The sequence below is a fragment of the Chryseobacterium cucumeris genome (assembly GCF_016775705.1).
GTDB lineage: Bacteria > Bacteroidota > Bacteroidia > Flavobacteriales > Weeksellaceae > Chryseobacterium > Chryseobacterium cupriresistens.
Genome location: NZ_CP068760.1, coordinates 3,381,790 through 3,397,588, shown reverse-complemented (window position 1 = coordinate 3,397,588; position 15,799 = coordinate 3,381,790). Strand labels below are relative to the sequence as shown.

The window sequence follows — 15,799 nt, the reverse complement described above, 5'->3', positions numbered from 1 at the left end:
AAAAAATGTTACTTTTGCTTTAACGAATTAAAATTGCTTTTTAGCTTTTTTATGAGTAAATTTATGTGCACCAAGTTATAAAACATTAAAATTCATTCCATGAGAAAAATAATTCTACTTATTACATGTATGTTCGGTATTTCAGTTTTCTCACAGATCAAAGTGTTGAAAAATGAAAGTTTGGTGGAAATTGGTAAAGATAATTCCGTTGGTCTATATAAAAAGGAAGATAAATTTACAGTGAACTACCAGGATCTGAACACCAGCAACCTGAATACAATCCGGTCTTTTTCATTCCAGAACCTTAATGGAGATGTTGCCGGGCTCTATAAACTGATTATGGATGGTTTTATTTCCACTCCAGAAGAAAATATTATATTGGAACTGCCTAATGATATCATAGAGCTTCATTATGAAAAAAACTATGGGCAGCAGACCATGCAGTTTATTCAGGTGATCAACAAGAACCGGAAATACATTGGAAAATCACAGTTTTTAACCCAAAAACAGGTGGAGAAAATTTTTGGAAGAACGAATGGAAAGTATGCCATGTATGACAAACCTTCCGGTATAAACCCTTCAGCAGTAAAAGGAGCCACCAACACTGCTTCTACAGCAACTCCGGCATCTGGCGGAGCCAAGAAAAAATCAAGAAAATAATTATATTTTATAAATATTGCTAAACTCATTCTATCGGATGAGTTTTTTTATTTTATTTTTGCAGAAAGACATTACAATTTATGCCGCTTCAGATAATCAATTTAACCAAAAAATTTGGTGAACAGACTGCTCTTGACAACATCAACATTTCTATTGATAAAAATGAAATCATCGGTCTTCTTGGTCCGAACGGTGCCGGAAAATCTACCCTGATGAAATCTATTGTGGGGGCTCTGAAAATTGATCAGGGTGAAATTATTTTTAATGGAATGAATATCTCAGACCATGAGATTGAAAGCAAAAAGAAAATCGGTTTTCTTCCTGAGAATAATCCGCTGTATCTGGAGATGTATGTGAAAGAATATCTTCAGTTTGTAGCCAACATCCACAAAATTTCCAAATCCAGAGTAGATGAAGTGATTGAACTCGTAGGAATTACTCCGGAAAAATCAAAAAAAATCGGACAGTTGTCTAAGGGATACAAGCAACGTGTAGGATTGGCACAAGCTATCATTCATCAGCCGGATCTGCTGATTCTGGATGAACCTACCAATGGTCTGGATCCCAATCAGATTATTGAAATCCGTAATGTGGTGAAACAGATCGGACAGCAAAAGACTGTTTTACTATCTACTCACATCATGCAGGAAGTGGAAGCTCTTTGTTCAAGAGTTATTCTTATCCATAAAGGAAATATTCTTCAGGACTGCCCTATTGATGAATTCAAAGGTAAATTTGAAAGCCTGGAAGATGCTTTTGCAAGTTATACACAGAATTTTGAGATTAAACCTGAACATTAAATTAGGAGGTCTATTTTGTAATTATGAATACAAAATTTACTTTTAAAGCTTTTTTACCAGCTTTATTGTTGATTGCCTGTTTATATATTATTATATCAATTATCCCCGGGATATTTATTACAGAAAATTATAATACCCCATTATTTCCAAGAATATTTATCCCAAGCATACTTATTTTTTCTTTCGTAGTACTCTTTGGAGAAGTAAGAACAAAATGTATCAGTATAACAATTAACAAAAATGATATTGTTGCTAAAAGGTTTTTTGGACTTTTAACTAAAACTTATAAAATTTCTGAAATTGAAGGTTGGAAATTTAGCTATTTGACAGGTAAAGGAGGAACTTATGAATACCTTTATTTGTATAAAGATGGAAATAAAGTTGTAAAAATATCGCAATTCTATCATAAAAATTATTTTCAGGTAAAAAATTACATTCAAGGAAATTTTAAGCACTTAGGTTATGAAAAGTTATCTTACACAGATGAGTTCAAAGAAATATTTAAATAATTATTTTTAATCTATTTTTAGTTCATACAAATTTATTATAATTAAAAAATCATTGTAATAAACTTTACGCACTTGTTCCTAAAAAGAACATTCAGCTGAAATATGGCTTTATATTTGATAGAATCTGAAATGTTAACCAATAACCACTCAATATGATAAAGCATATTTTATTAGGGACTTTCTGTTTAGCCCAGTTTTCTTTTGTTCAGGCTAAAGAAGTTCCCGCTCCGAAGACAGATGGTTTTATAACTTCTTCTGCCCTTCAGCAGGTACCGAAGACTGTTATTATTAAAACCAAAAAGTTCAAGATCAGAATCGACAAACAACCGAATGGAAAATACCTTTACCAGTCCTGGAATGCCAATTCAAAGATCACCGCTAAGCCAAGCATGATCATCAGCGATGGTGAACTGATTCCTGACGGTACAGGAGGAAATTATTATATCGAATTCAGCAATGAAGGACACAGCTATCAGATCTGGAGAAATTACCTTACAGATTCTCCCAAAAAAGCACCTTATACGTTGGTTGTAAATGATGCGAATGATCGTGAAATTGTTCGCCAGGATGGCTATGTAGTGAAGAATTAAAGCTGGAAGATGGAGGTGAGAAGCTGGAAGTTGTTATCGTCTTTCTATAACTTCTCTTTAAGAACTCAAAACCGTTTTAAGCTTTTATAAAATAAAAATCCTGTATGATACAGGATTTTTTTATGTTCCGGATTGTCTTAATTCCGTAAAAAAACTACTTTCTTCGTAGCTATCTTTTGCTGCTTTGTAACCGATATTGAAAATCTCTTCCAACCTGTCTTTTCTTCGTTCAAAAGTCCCGTAAGACGATAGTTTCTGGGAAGAAATGAACCAGTCACAGTAATCAAATTTTATTTTTTCGATTCTGTAGGACAGAAGGTCATAAGAGCGGGAAACGATTGCTTTAATAGAGTTCAGATCCTTGATCTTTGCTTCATTGGGCGGAGATACAAATACACCGATCAGCTTATCACAGTCTTCCCTGATGATATCTGCGGGGAAGTTATTCAGTACTCCTCCGTCACAATACATTTCATCTCCAATGATGTAAGGAGTGGTGATTCCCGGAATGGAGCAAGAGGCAATAATGGCATCAACAATTTCAAAATCTTTATCAAAAATTTTCTGGGTACCTGCAACCAACTCTGTAGCTACGATTTTCACTTCAATATCAAGATCACCTAATTTCATTTCGTGGAAAATAGGTTTCAGGTAGTTTCTGAAGATCACTGAAGAAACCAGTCCCGGCTGATTGAACGTAAAGTGTTTCCAATTGAAAAAATAGACAGAATTGAAGAATTCCAGGATTTCTTCCGGAGTTTTTCCGACAGCATGAAGACATCCTACAATAGATCCTGCGCTGCAGCAGGAAAGAATATCTATCTCAATACCTTTTTCCTGTAAGAATTTTAATACTCCTGCATGAGCGATTCCTTTGGTACCGCCTCCTGATAAAACAAGTCCTACTCTCTCAAAATTCATTGAATAAATGTAAGAAAACAGTCTGAAATAATTAAGTTAATTTTTATAAATATGCTAATTTTAAAATTATTTTAAGAAAAATCGCTGTAATCACATTAAAATTCAATCAAACAGCTTTAAATCCTTAAGCGGCCTGACCTTATAGTCTGCTATTAAAGCCCATACTTTTCAAAATTAATGTAAAAATGATCATGCAGATATTAAAATATATCCTATAGTTTTTTACTTTTATCAAATCAATTTTTAATAAATGGTTCTTGTAAAACAAATCGTTTAAAGTGAACAATAATAATGACTTAAAAGCCCTTGCCAAATTATTTCTGAAGCTGGGAATCATTGGATTTGGAGGCCCGGCAGCCCATATTGCAATGATGCAAAAAGAAGTGGTAGCTGAAAAAAAGTGGCTGACAGATCAGGAATTTCTGGATCTTATTGGAGCTACCAATCTCATTCCCGGTCCTAACAGTACTGAAATGGCAATCCATATAGGGCGTGAAAGAGCAGGCTGGAAAGGACTTATAGTTGCCGGGCTTTGTTTTATATTTCCTGCGGTTATTATTACCGGTATTTTTGCATGGCTATACAAAGAATATGGCCGGCTTCCCGAAGTATCTCCTTTTATTTATGGAATAAAGCCTGCCATTATAGCGATTATAATAGGTGCTGTATTCCCACTGGCAAAAAAATCAGTAAAAACTTTCCCATTAGTGGCTGTGGGAGGAATTGTTCTCCTATGTTCTTTATTAAAAATCAATGAAATAGTATTAATGTTCGGAGCCGGATTTTTAATATTGATAATAGAGTATCAAAGAAATAAAAAGCTGAACAATTTTATTTTTATTAGTCCACTTCAGTTTTTACTGTCTAACACATCTTCTCTGCTCAATTTAAAATTATTCTGGATCTTTCTGAAAATCGGAGCCATATTATATGGCAGTGGATATGTTTTATTCGCTTTTCTGGATACAGAACTTGTTTCAAGAGGGATTATTACCCGTCAGGAACTTATAGATGCAGTCGCCGTAGGCCAGTTTACTCCGGGGCCTGTGTTTTCTTCAGTGACATTTATCGGATACCAGATCAATGGACTTTCGGGAGCTTTGGTATCTACTTTAGCCATATTCCTTCCTTCTTTTATATTTGTTGCGTTGTCTGGTCCTTTCATAAATAAAATGAGAAATTCTGCAACATTTTCATCTTTTCTTAACGGTGTAAATGTGGCTTCTGTAGCTCTCATTCTGTCTGTATGCATCACTATGGGAATTGACAGCATTACCGACTGGAAAACAACTCTTATCGCCTGTATAAGTATAGCTGTTGTATTCGGATTTAAAAAACTAAACAGTGCTTTTTTAGTTATCGGAGGAGCACTATTAGGTTTTTTACTAAGCTTTTTATCCTGAAAAACACTAATGAGTATACTTTCTATAAAAAACCACAGATAAAAATCTTTGGTTGTATGATTAATCCTGGAGCGAATTGATTTTCTTATCAATTAGATGGGCATTAAACCTAACAGGTTTTAAAAACCTGTTAGGTTATTTTTACATGTTTAAAGAATCAATTGCCAGCCTTACACGCTAATAAAGAATCTAAATAATAATAAATTCAATTTGGAACGATTGGTTTAAATTGTATATTTGCAGTATGCCAAGAAATAAAGAATTCGACTATACGGAAAAACTGGAATTAGCCCGTAATCTCTTTTGGGAAAATGGATATCACGCTACCTCAATGCACGATATTGTAGATGCTATGAAGCTGAACAGAAGCAGTATTTATGATACCTATGGTAATAAACATGATTTGTTCTTAAAATGCTTATCCAATTATTCTGATTTCAAAGAAAATCAATATTACCAGGCGTTACAAGCAAAAAATGAAGGTATAACCGCGCTTGAAAACATTATCCGTGATGTTGTTGAACAAACTGTAACTGATAATAAAGCATGCCTTACGGTGAAAACCATTTTCGAAATTGTTCCGGAAGATCAGGAAGCCAGGCAGCTTATTTTAAAAAGTAGCAAATCTTTACTGGCTATTTTAGAAAAAGCAATATTACAGGCTCAGGAAGATGGAAATATCAAAAGTACAACTTCAGCTCAGATTATTGCCCGCTATATATTATCTTCTTTCAGCAGTTTCTGGAGCCATTATAACCTGACCCAAAATAAAAAGGAAGTAATGGAAATGGTTGATTTTTTAATAGATCAAATTAAGAAATAATTTTTTTATCAAATTCTGGAACGATCGGTTTAAATAAAAATGAAGAACAATATCATAATAACAGCTACTCTTCTGATATTCACAAACATTACCAATATGAAAGCTCAGGACAGGTCAGCAATACAACAACAAAAAAATATGAACAATACAGATCTTGCGACACTTCGCAAAAACAAAGTGAAAACGTATTTCAAAAAAGTGGATGAAGGGCGATTTGACGAAGAATATTTTAATCTCTATACAGATGATGTAGAAATATATTATCCTAAATTCGGGTTTGAAAAGGGAAAAAATGGAATCACAAATTTTGGAAAAGTAATGGGTGCTCATCTTCAAAGCCTCAGCCATGATATTGATAATTTTAAATATGTAATTTCTGACCATAGTATTGTGGTAGAAGGGACAGAAAGGGGAATTACAAAATCCGGAAAGGAGTGGCCTGATCATAAGATTTCTTATGGTAAATTCTGCAATGTTTTTGAATTCGAAGATGAATTTATCAAACGTATACATGTGTATGTAGATCCTGATTTTACTTCAGAAGATGTAGATAGAATAAATATATTTAAAAATCCATCGTTACCTATCAACAAAGAATCTCTAAAAACAACAAAAGAGGTAATAGATGAATTTTTTGCTTTACAATCCGGAAAAAAGGAAGGAAATATTTTAGATTTATTTTCTGATCATGCAGACTGGGACTTGCCTGGAAATAAACAAAAATTTCCGTGGACAGGTAAAAGGCAAACTAAGAAGGAAATAGAAGAATTTTTTGAAGAATTATACTCAAATGTCAAACCTGAAAAATTTGAAATCGACTTTATAGCTGTTAATGGTGAAAATGCCACTGCTACTGGATATCTGTCTTCAAAAATTTTAAAATTCAATAAGATATTTACTACTGAATTTGTTGTGATTTTTAAAGTAGTGAATGGTAAAATTGTGAAATATCATTTTCTGGAGGATAGCTATAAACTTAATGAAGAAATGCAGTCCAAAGCTATTAATGTGCAATAGAGATTTACAAAGTTATTATTACTTTCACTAAAAAAACCCGGAAAATCCGGGTTTAAATTATATATAAGATTCTGTATTTCAGATTAAATATGAATCACCTCACCGTAAGCAGCAGCTGCAGCTTCCATAATCGCTTCAGAAACTGTTGGGTGCGGGTGGATAGATTTGATGATCTCGTGACCTGTGGTTTCTAATTTTCTCGCTACAACAGCTTCAGCAACCATATCTGTTACTCCATCACCGATCATATGGCATCCTAACCACTCTCCGTATTTAGCATCGAAAATCACTTTGATAAATCCGTCTGTGTTTCCGTTTGCAGTAGCTTTACCACTTGCAGAAAGAGGGAATTTACCAACTTTGATTTCGTATCCTTTTTCTTTAGCCTGCTTTTCAGTAAGACCTACAGACGCTACTTCAGGGTGGCAGTATGTACATCCTGGAATATTGCCGTAGTCGATTTTCTCAACATGCATTCCTTTGATTTTTTCCACACAAGTAATTCCTTCTGCAGATGCTACGTGAGCCAATGCCTGAGTTGGGATAATATCTCCGATCGCATAGTAACCAGGTACTGAAGTTTCATACCACTCGTTTACCAATACTCTTCCTTTATCTGTCTGGATTCCTACTTCTTCTAGCCCAATGTTCTCGATATTAGCAGCAATACCTACAGCAGATAATAAGATATCAGCTTCAAGAGTGATGTTTCCGTTAGCTGTTTTCACAGTAGCTTTTACTCCTTCACCAGATGTATCAACACTTTCCACTGAAGCGTTTGTCATGATTTCGATTCCTGTCTTCTTCAGAGATTTCTCCAAGTGTTTTGAGATTTCTTCATCTTCTACCGGTACGATGTTTGGCATGAATTCAACAATGGTTACTTTAGTTCCCATTGTGTTATAGAAATCAGCAAATTCTACCCCGATAGCTCCGGAACCTACAACGATCATAGATTTCGGCTGCTCAGGAAGAGATAATGCCTGTCTGTATCCGATTACTTTTTTACCATCCTGCGGTAAGTTTGGTAATTCTCTTGAACGAGCTCCTGTAGCGATAATAATGTGAGTACCTGTATATTCAGTTACTTTTCCTTCTTTATCTGTAACAGAAACTTTTTTACCTTTCTGTACTTTTGCAGTACCAAGAATTACGTCAATCTTATTCTTTTTCATCAAGAATTCGATTCCTTTGCTCATTTTGCTGGCAACACCACGGCTTCTCTGAATCACATTCGGGAATTCAAAGCTTGCCTCCACTTTATTCAAACCATAATCTTCAGCATGGTTGATATAATGAAAAACCTGAGCAGATTTCAATAAAGCTTTAGTTGGAATACATCCCCAGTTAAGGCAGATTCCTCCTAAATTTTCTTTCTCGATAATTGCGGTTTTGAAACCTAATTGCGCTGCTCTGATCGCAGTAACATATCCACCAGGACCACTTCCAATGACAATAATATCGTAATTCATTACTTTAAAAATTTTTATGCGAATTTAAGGAAAAATATTGGATGTTTTATGTTTCTTCAAACTGATCTTAAAATGCACCAATAAAGCTGTTTTCATTCAATTTTCAACAAAGAAAGAGAATACACAATGCATTCTCTTTCAATAAACTTTCCTTACGTTGAAAACTTTTCAAAACTTTACGGATAAAAAACTGGTTTTACCATTTTAAAAACTGCAAAAATACTGTATTATCTTGCCTGTCTAAGCAATCGTTTTTCAGCTGCATATCTTTCATTCAAAGCTTTCATCTGATCTCTCTTCATCTTTTTGGTCGCAAGCGGGTGATTAAGGATCAGTTTTTTTTCAGTATTGTATTTTTTGGTAAGTTCTTGCATTTTAATATTGACCAACTCACTTTTTGAAGGATGCGGAGGTACCGGCGGATGTTTCTGGGCAGCAACATTCATGGATAAACCTAATAACAATACTGTTGAAATTAATAACTTTTTCATAATGTTCATATTTTTGAATGTTTTCAATTAAACCAATATCATTTAATGAAATTCATTCCGGTTCATGATAAATCTTACATATATCATACCAAGATTTTTTAAAGAAAGCATAGTATGTATCTCAAGGAGATAATTCCGCTTAAAATAGTGTACATTGAGAAATGCCGAACATTTATTGATATTAAAATCTTAATGGTTTATTTAAAAAACATTTAAAATATTCATTATCAAATAATTTTCATATGTTTTTTTTATATTTTTGTGTTAATTAAATTATGCAATATGAGAAAATACATTTCGATCCTTTTATTGGCTGCTATTCCCTTAACTGCACAAGTAGGCATTAATACAACAACACCTAACAGTACGCTTGCTGTAAACGGTTCTTTAAGGGCTGGCTATACTCAGATTACTGCTACAACGTATAATATTCTGGCTACTGATCATTATATTACCTATAACGGAACTGCAGATGCCACCTTTACCCTTCCTGTGATCGGAACCGGGACAACCAGTTTTACAGGAAGAATTTATAAGATTAAGAACATTTCTCCCAATGCTATTACATTACAGGCTTCCAGTGGAAATACTTTAAGAATAGACAATACTCCTGTTGCTTCTTTTGTAATCCCTACTGGAGCATATGCCGAAGTAGTAAACAACAGTAATACTTCCGGAGGAACATGGGATTTATCTTTTACAGTTCTTCCAAAACCAAGCAATGTAGAAATTTATGGTACACAGCTTTTCATTCCTCCTCATGCCCTTGGAACAGCAGCCCTTGCTGACTGGACCAATCATGCTAATGCAGGCTATGATTCAGGTGCTGCAACAGACAGGTGGTGGATTGTGAGCAAAACATCTGTGGACAGAGCCCAGACTGCTTCCTACTCCAATGCCAGCAGAATGACCCTCGTGTATGAATATCAGGGTACTCCTTTCAATGTTACCAATATGTATCCTATTCTTACCGCAGGAAACAACTCAAGTTTCCCGGATGTGTTTACAGCATCTTTTGTAAGTCTGGCCAATAACGGTACTGGCGGTAAAACCAGGCTTACCGTATCTGTTGCCCGTGTAGACTTTATCGGTACGAATGGTGTAACAACCAATAACAGTAACTGGGCAGGAACATTCTTACTGAACGTTTTACTGGCCAGAAAATACTAGACAATCTCAATAATAGATACAAAAAAGAGCAGAAATTTCTGCTCTTTTTTATGGTCATAAAACTTCAATATTTTGTTTTAAAGGAAGGTTCTTCGATGAATTACCGATCATAACTCTGTACGTTCCTTTTTCTACCACCCATTCCATTTTTTCATTTAAAAACTGTAATTGTTTTACAGGAACTTCTATAGTGACTGATTTTGATTCTCCAGGTTTTAGTTCTACTTTCTGAAATCCTTTCAGTTCAATAACTGGTCTTGAAACGGAAGCCAGCAGGTCTTTCACATACAGCTGAACGACTTCACTTCCGGCTTTTGAACCTGTATTTTTCACCTTGACTTCAGCAACAATGGTTTCATTTTCAAAATACTGAGTCTTGCTCAACTGAAGGTCAGAAATTTCAAAAGTAGTATAGCTTAATCCGAAACCAAAGGGATATAACGGTTCTCCGCTCAGGTCATGATAATCATTTCCTCTTCCTGTCGGGTGATGATTATAGGTTAAAGGTAACTGACCTTCCTGAACCGGAAAAGTGACAGGCAGTTTTCCGGATGGATTTTCAGCTCCGAAAAGTGTTTTTGCCACCGCATTTCCCCCTTCTTCTCCCGGATACCAAATATCCAGGATCGCTCCTACTTTATCTTTCCAGGATGTTGTTTTTATGGCAGACCCTCCTACTAAAACAACGGCAGTGGGTTTATTTAATTTTGAAATTTCGTGAATAAATGCTTCCTGATTTCCGGGCAGCCCCAGTGATGAGCGGTCCTGAAATTCGCCTTCATGAATTCCTGCCGTAATAAGAATATAGTCTGCTTTTTGGGCAAGGTCCAAAGCTTCTTTAAAATCTTTCGGATAATCATATAAACCATAGTTCCAGATCAATTCCAGATTGGCTTCGCCACGATTTTCATGGAATTCGATCTTAATGTCATATTTTTTCCCCTTTACGAAGTCTACCTCCGTTGTTTTTGTGGAATAGCTCAGCTTTTCCCATTGATCAATCACTAATTTTCCATCCAGGTATAATCTGAAGCCATCATTTCCACGCAGGCCGATCTGGTATTTTCCGGAATTGGGAGCTTCCAGCTTTCCGGTCCACCGGATACTATAATTGTCAGACTGCAATTTTTCCGGATCAGGAGAATATAAAGTCCATTTGAAACTGAGGTTTTCATCCTGCCTTCCAAAAGCCGGATTACCTTTTAAATCAGTATTGGCAAAATAGTATCCTGTTAATCCTTTTTTATTTTCAGAGGACAGATATTCATTTGGAATTGTGGTAAAATCTTTTACATTCCAGTCAATTCCTTTTGAATACATAATTTCAGTCTCTGTATTGTTCACATAGTTTTTAAGGCCATCCAGGATATTTATTTTTTTGTTTCCGGGCCCTGAGTAACCTCCTAATCTTGCATCCACAGCATCTGTTCCTACCAACAGAATCTTTTTAACATTCGCAGGAACAGGAAGCGTCCGGTTATTATTCTGAAGCAAAACAAAAGACTCTGCTGCTGCTTTTTCTGCCAAAGGTTTATGATTGAGTTTTTTTAATTCTTCAATTTCCTTAACAGAAACATAGGGATTTTCGAATAATCCAAGCTCAAATTTGGCTCTCAATACTCTTGATACAGCATCGTCTATTCTTTCTTTTGAAATCCTTCCATCCAGGAACGGAGGTATAAAGAGCTGATAATGTTTATATTCGGTTTGAAAAATCACGTCAAGTCCTGCATTGATAGCCTGTGCAGAAGCATCATCATAGTCTTTTGCTGTAAAATGCAGGACATTGGCGCCTCCTACTGCACTGGCATCACTGATGACAAAGCCTTTGAAATTCCAGTCTTTTTTCAATTTTTCCTTTAACAGCCAATGGTTTGCAGTTGAAGGTCTTCCATCAAGCAAATTATAGGAAGTCATCACAGAACGGCTTTTTCCTTTTGTAAAAGCATTGTTAAAAGGAATTAAATGGGTTTCCTCCAGATATCTTTTGCTCCAGTGAATCGGGTATGAATCTCTTCCTCCTTCTCCTACATTGGCCAAAAAGTGTTTGGGAGTGGTAATAATTCCCATCTTTTCAAAGGAAGTGACAAAACTTACGCCCATTACGGATGTCAAAAATGGATCTTCACCATAGGTTTCCTCTGTTCTTCCCCATCTGACGTCATTGGCAAGATTTACTACAGGTGTCAGAATCTGGCGGATTCCTCTCAGTTTTGATTCTTTTGCAATCGCTGTTGAAACCCTTGTCATTAATTCAGGATTGAAAGTAGCAGCCAGGCCGATTGCCTGCGGAAAAGCAGTAGCGCCATCCCGAACCAATCCGTGTAAAGCTTCATCAAAAGGAATCATGGGAATTCCCAATCGTGATTCTTCCACAAAATATTTCTGAATGGCATTGATCTTTTTCACCAGTATTTCTGCATCTTCACTGGCATTGTATTTCAGCAGTTGTCCTGCTGCTCCGCCTCCCTGATTTCCTGCGCTCACCTGAAGTCCAAAAATTCCATGTGAATATTGTCCTTTCGGGACGTTATCCAAATCTCCGGGAATCATAAAACACTGCCAGAATTTTTCTTCTGGGGTCATTCTCTTCAACAGATCCTGAATTCTGGTTTCAATGGGCTGCTTGGGATCTTTATACAAAGGTTTTTGAGCAAAAGTAATCACAACATTCAACAATAATGCGGCTCCGGCAAGTTTAAAACAAATACATCTCATTATTGAACGATTTGAATGACAGTTGAATATTTTAATTGAGTTCTTTCTTTCGGCAAGTTAATTTCAATTGAATTCCCTGATTTTTTCCATTGAATTTTGTTTGATAAGCCTAAAACTTTCAAAGATTTCGGTTTAAAATGATCAGGAATGGTAAACCTTAATGTTGATGGAGACTCATAATTTGTCTTTTCATCCAAGTGAAAAATATTCAATGTCTTTCCATCTTTGCTTTGTGTATAATAAAAATTTCCGTCGTGATAAGGTGCAATACTTCTTGTTGCAAAAACCGCAGACTGATTTTTATCCATCCAGCCTGAAATTTGCTGTAACCTTTCATATACAATGGGATCGTAATCTCCGTTAGGTCCTGGTGCAATATTCATAAGGTAATTTCCTCCTCTTGAAATGATTTTAACCAATGTTTCAATGATCTTCTGGGAGGTCTTATAGTTGTCATTGGGAACATAAGAAAAGGAATCTCCCATGGTGATGCAGCTTTCCCACGGAATGGAAAGAGCATGTTCCGGAATTGCCTGCTCAGGAGTAACATAGTTTTCCCATTTTCCCGGAACGGTGCGGTCTACAATGATGATTCCCGGCTGATTTTTTCTAGCCATCGTGCCTATTTTGTCCATATCGATGTCCTGCTCTACTTTGATAGTGCGCTGCCATTCTACTTTTGGATCTATGGTGTGAAAAGGACGTACCCAGCCTCCATCCAGCCAGAGAATATCAACTTTCCCGTAATTGGAAGTAATTTCGTTCAGCTGATTAAAGGTCAACTTTTTAAAGTTCTCCCATCTTTCCGGATATTTCTTTGGGTCATAATTGACATTTCTGTCTTTGGGCGGAAAATAAGACCACCAATAATCATCGGAATGCCAATCAGGTTTTGAAAAATAAGCACCAATTTTAAATCCTGCTTTTCTGAACGTATTGAAAATTTCTTTCGTCACATCAGATTTTGGATTTTTTGAAAAAGGGGTTTGGGGAGAAGTAATTTTATAATCCGACTGCCGGGTATCAAACATGGCAAAACCATCGTGATGTTTGGTGGTGAAAACCACATATTTCATTCCTGCCTTCTTCGCCGCGTCTGACCATTTCTGAGGATTGAATCGGGTTGGATTGAAGGTAGTCTGAAGATTTTCATAATTTTTTACATATTCGTAATATGACTTCCCGTGTTCGGGTTTTCTCTGTGTCCATGATTCATCTTCCGGGCATATGCTCCAGCTTTCAACAATTCCCCACTGGCTGTAGGTTCCCCAGTGCATAAACAATCCGAATTTCATATCCTGCCACTGTTCCAGATTTTGTACCACCAAAGGGTCTGTGGGCTTCTGATATCCATCTGATACATTATGAGCCTGTGAAAATGCAATTGAACTTATAAAAAGGGATGAAAGGAAAAAGGGTTTTATTTTGGATATAACCAGCATAAGGAATAGTTTTCCGCTAATTTAATTATCCTTAGGGAAACCTGCAAACATTAGGATTCCAGGAGATTAAGAATCGCTTCATCAAATGTAGAATATGAAAACTTAAATCCGTTTTTTATAAGTTTTTCCGGATAGACGTTTCTGCTTTTTAATAATAATTCCGTTTCTGTATTCAGAAATATGGAGGCTATTTCGAGCTGCCATACAGGAGCATTAAGTCCAAAAGGAATTCTTATTTTATTTCTCAGTTTTCTCATCATGCTTTGATTGGAAAGAGGGTTCGGAGCGGTTATATTTACTGTTCCCGAAAGATTCTCATTCTGAATAATACAGTTTACTGCTCTACAGAAATCATCAACATGAATCCAGCTTACCATCTGATTTCCCCCTCCCTGTTTTCCTCCTAAACCCAGTTTTGTAATCATTTTCAGTTTGGGAAAAGCACCGCCAGTATTTCCCAGAACAATAGAAGTTCGGAGAGCAACTTTTCGTATTTCTTCATTTTTAACTGCAAAAAATTCGTTCTCCCAGCTTTTGCAGATATTCATGGAAAAATCATCTCCTACAATTCCGTTTTCTTCTGTATTGAGGTGGTTTTCGGAATGAACGTAAATGGTTGCAGAACTTGCATTCAGCCATATTTTTGGTTTTTCAGAACATTGGTCTACCGCTTCCTGCAGTATTCTTGTACTATCAATTCTTGAAGAATAGATCTCCTGTTTATTTTTCTCATGATACCGGCAATCAACAGATTTCCCCGTAAGATTGATCAGAACATCGGCATTTTCAAGGCTGTCTTTCCATTCACCTACCGTTTGGGCATCCCAATAGATTTCGTTTTTACGTTGAGGATTGCGGGTAAAAATATAAACATGATGTCCTTTTTCTGTAAAGTATTTTTCTAAATTTTCGCCCAGGAATCCGGTTCCACCAGCTATGATTATTTTCATTGTTTGAGATTTAATGTTTTGGGTTCAAAGTTTAAAGTTTAAGGTTTATGGTTTGCCCACAGATTTCACTGATTGGCACAGATGATCCTGGATAGAGAAAGATGTTCTTTACTCTTGTACTTTTTAATGAATGTATTTTTTGGTTTTGACCTGAATTTCGGAGCCTTCGGCCAGCATTATGGAAAGAGGCAGCTGATGATTCAGGCATTCAAAATTATTTCCATAGATCTTTTGAAAATCTACTTCTAACTGATATTCTTTTACAGTATACCATTCCCATTTCGGATGACAGACTTCATATTCAGAAGTTGTGTTTTCTTTTTTGGTAAAGCCAAAATAATGTTCTGTGATGAATTCAAATTCTGAATTTTCTTCCATAGGTTTTGTTACATTTTCAGCCATAATCTGAATGGAATACCAGTTTTTATCCTTCCATGAATAGCGGATCAGCAGTTCTTCCTCTCCTTTTTCCATCTGATTTTTCATGGGCATGGTATGATAATTTTCTTTGTAAACAGCATTGGCGACCAGACTTAATGCAGGTTTGGGGACAATTTCTTTAATAAACACCACTCCTCTTTTCCAGATTCCGTTTTCTTTTTTCTTTACATAAAATCTTAGATTCACTTCTTCAAAATTCCGGTGAAAAGGGACCGGTATACCCAATAATTTGGTATTTAAAAACATGAATCCTACCAGACTTACATAGCATTTGCCTTTATAAAAATCGAGTTCTGTTCCTCCTGGAAGGTAGGGCAGCAAAACTTGAGGATTGATTTCGTAATTGATGATGGCCAGCTTTCGCCATTTTGCTTTTAAAAAGTTCATAACAC

At 35.9% G+C, this 15,799-nt stretch carries 15 protein-coding genes; 8 read left to right on the top strand and 7 right to left on the bottom strand.

The features are described 5' to 3' along the window. Positions 1-99: 99 nt before the first annotated feature. The 4 genes from JNG87_RS15195 (at position 100) to JNG87_RS15180 (ending at position 2,559) form a co-directional block, all read left to right on the top strand. The gene (locus JNG87_RS15195) at positions 100-660 is read left to right on the top strand and encodes a hypothetical protein (RefSeq protein WP_110010465.1); all 561 of its coding nucleotides are present in this window, start codon (positions 100-102) and stop codon (positions 658-660) included. 80 nt (positions 661-740) lie between these two features. Beyond that, complete coding sequence (locus JNG87_RS15190) at positions 741-1,460, top strand: ABC transporter ATP-binding protein (RefSeq protein WP_202839298.1); 720 nt, start codon at positions 741-743, stop codon at positions 1,458-1,460. 23 nt (positions 1,461-1,483) lie between these two features. Next, positions 1,484-1,969 carry a hypothetical protein gene (locus tag JNG87_RS15185; protein WP_202839293.1) on the top strand — a complete coding sequence of 162 codons (486 nt, stop codon included), beginning with the start codon at positions 1,484-1,486 and terminating at the stop codon, positions 1,967-1,969. Between the two features lie 152 nt (positions 1,970-2,121). Next, on the top strand, positions 2,122-2,559 hold the full coding sequence (locus JNG87_RS15180; RefSeq protein WP_202839291.1) for a hypothetical protein: 438 nt from the start codon (positions 2,122-2,124) through the stop codon (positions 2,557-2,559). Between the two features lie 120 nt (positions 2,560-2,679). On the opposite strand, the gene JNG87_RS15175 is transcribed toward JNG87_RS15180, so the two are convergent. Beyond that, a complete protein-coding gene (locus JNG87_RS15175) occupies positions 2,680-3,480 on the bottom strand; it encodes a patatin-like phospholipase family protein (RefSeq protein ID WP_202839290.1) in 801 nt (266 codons plus the stop codon). Positions 3,481-3,758: 278 nt separating this feature from the next. On the opposite strand from JNG87_RS15175, the gene chrA reads away from it, so the two are divergent. From chrA to JNG87_RS15160, 3 genes are all read left to right on the top strand, one after another. Beyond that, a complete protein-coding gene (chrA, locus tag JNG87_RS15170; protein ID WP_202839288.1) occupies positions 3,759-4,883 on the top strand; it encodes a chromate efflux transporter in 1,125 nt (374 codons plus the stop codon). Between the two features lie 244 nt (positions 4,884-5,127). Next, positions 5,128-5,706 carry a TetR/AcrR family transcriptional regulator gene (locus JNG87_RS15165; protein WP_202839286.1) on the top strand — a complete coding sequence of 193 codons (579 nt, stop codon included), beginning with the start codon at positions 5,128-5,130 and terminating at the stop codon, positions 5,704-5,706. 39 nt (positions 5,707-5,745) lie between these two features. After that, positions 5,746-6,723: a nuclear transport factor 2 family protein gene (locus JNG87_RS15160; RefSeq protein ID WP_202839284.1), complete on the top strand. Its 978-nt coding sequence runs from the start codon at positions 5,746-5,748 to the stop codon at positions 6,721-6,723. Between the two features lie 83 nt (positions 6,724-6,806). Here the strand turns inward: JNG87_RS15160 and lpdA are convergent, their stop codons facing one another. Beyond that, positions 6,807-8,195, bottom strand: a complete 1,389-nt coding sequence (gene lpdA, locus JNG87_RS15155; protein WP_202839283.1) for a dihydrolipoyl dehydrogenase — start codon at positions 8,193-8,195, stop codon at positions 6,807-6,809. Positions 8,196-8,422: 227 nt separating this feature from the next. Further along, complete coding sequence (locus JNG87_RS15150; RefSeq protein WP_238349598.1) at positions 8,423-8,686, bottom strand: hypothetical protein; 264 nt, start codon at positions 8,684-8,686, stop codon at positions 8,423-8,425. 282 nt (positions 8,687-8,968) lie between these two features. Between JNG87_RS15150 and JNG87_RS15145 the strand changes: the two genes are divergently transcribed. Further along, the gene (locus JNG87_RS15145) at positions 8,969-9,856 is read left to right on the top strand and encodes a hypothetical protein (RefSeq protein WP_202839281.1); all 888 of its coding nucleotides are present in this window, start codon (positions 8,969-8,971) and stop codon (positions 9,854-9,856) included. A gap of 54 nt (positions 9,857-9,910) precedes the next feature. On the opposite strand, the gene JNG87_RS15140 is transcribed toward JNG87_RS15145, so the two are convergent. The 4 genes from JNG87_RS15140 to JNG87_RS15125 form a co-directional block, all read right to left on the bottom strand. Next, positions 9,911-12,574, bottom strand: a complete 2,664-nt coding sequence (locus JNG87_RS15140; RefSeq protein WP_202839276.1) for a beta-glucosidase — start codon at positions 12,572-12,574, stop codon at positions 9,911-9,913. Beyond that, complete coding sequence (locus tag JNG87_RS15135) at positions 12,574-14,016, bottom strand: alpha-L-fucosidase (protein WP_202839275.1); 1,443 nt, start codon at positions 14,014-14,016, stop codon at positions 12,574-12,576. The genes JNG87_RS15140 and JNG87_RS15135 overlap by 1 nt, the downstream gene beginning before the upstream one ends. A gap of 50 nt (positions 14,017-14,066) precedes the next feature. Continuing rightward, on the bottom strand, positions 14,067-14,966 hold the full coding sequence (locus tag JNG87_RS15130) for a TIGR01777 family oxidoreductase (RefSeq protein WP_202839274.1): 900 nt from the start codon (positions 14,964-14,966) through the stop codon (positions 14,067-14,069). Between the two features lie 123 nt (positions 14,967-15,089). Next, complete coding sequence (locus JNG87_RS15125) at positions 15,090-15,794, bottom strand: YqjF family protein (RefSeq protein ID WP_202839273.1); 705 nt, start codon at positions 15,792-15,794, stop codon at positions 15,090-15,092. Positions 15,795-15,799: the final 5 nt, after the last annotated feature.

Excerpts from the sequence above, each read along its gene's own strand:
- JNG87_RS15195 (WP_110010465.1), top strand. The coding sequence starts at position 100 with ATGAGAAAAATAATTCTACTTATTACATGTATGTTCGGTATTTCAGTT.
- JNG87_RS15190 (WP_202839298.1), top strand. The coding sequence starts at position 741 with ATGCCGCTTCAGATAATCAATTTAACCAAAAAATTTGGTGAACAGACT.
- JNG87_RS15185 (WP_202839293.1), top strand. The coding sequence starts at position 1,484 with ATGAATACAAAATTTACTTTTAAAGCTTTTTTACCAGCTTTATTGTTG.
- JNG87_RS15180 (WP_202839291.1), top strand. The coding sequence starts at position 2,122 with ATGATAAAGCATATTTTATTAGGGACTTTCTGTTTAGCCCAGTTTTCT.
- JNG87_RS15175 (WP_202839290.1), bottom strand. The coding sequence starts at position 3,480 with ATGAATTTTGAGAGAGTAGGACTTGTTTTATCAGGAGGCGGTACCAAA.
- JNG87_RS15165 (WP_202839286.1), top strand. The coding sequence starts at position 5,128 with ATGCCAAGAAATAAAGAATTCGACTATACGGAAAAACTGGAATTAGCC.
- JNG87_RS15160 (WP_202839284.1), top strand. The coding sequence starts at position 5,746 with ATGAAGAACAATATCATAATAACAGCTACTCTTCTGATATTCACAAAC.
- lpdA (WP_202839283.1), bottom strand. The coding sequence starts at position 8,195 with ATGAATTACGATATTATTGTCATTGGAAGTGGTCCTGGTGGATATGTT.
- JNG87_RS15150 (WP_238349598.1), bottom strand. The coding sequence starts at position 8,686 with ATGAAAAAGTTATTAATTTCAACAGTATTGTTATTAGGTTTATCCATG.
- JNG87_RS15145 (WP_202839281.1), top strand. The coding sequence starts at position 8,969 with ATGAGAAAATACATTTCGATCCTTTTATTGGCTGCTATTCCCTTAACT.
- JNG87_RS15140 (WP_202839276.1), bottom strand. The coding sequence starts at position 12,574 with ATGAGATGTATTTGTTTTAAACTTGCCGGAGCCGCATTATTGTTGAAT.
- JNG87_RS15135 (WP_202839275.1), bottom strand. The coding sequence starts at position 14,016 with ATGCTGGTTATATCCAAAATAAAACCCTTTTTCCTTTCATCCCTTTTT.
- JNG87_RS15130 (WP_202839274.1), bottom strand. The coding sequence starts at position 14,966 with ATGAAAATAATCATAGCTGGTGGAACCGGATTCCTGGGCGAAAATTTA.
- JNG87_RS15125 (WP_202839273.1), bottom strand. The coding sequence starts at position 15,794 with ATGAACTTTTTAAAAGCAAAATGGCGAAAGCTGGCCATCATCAATTAC.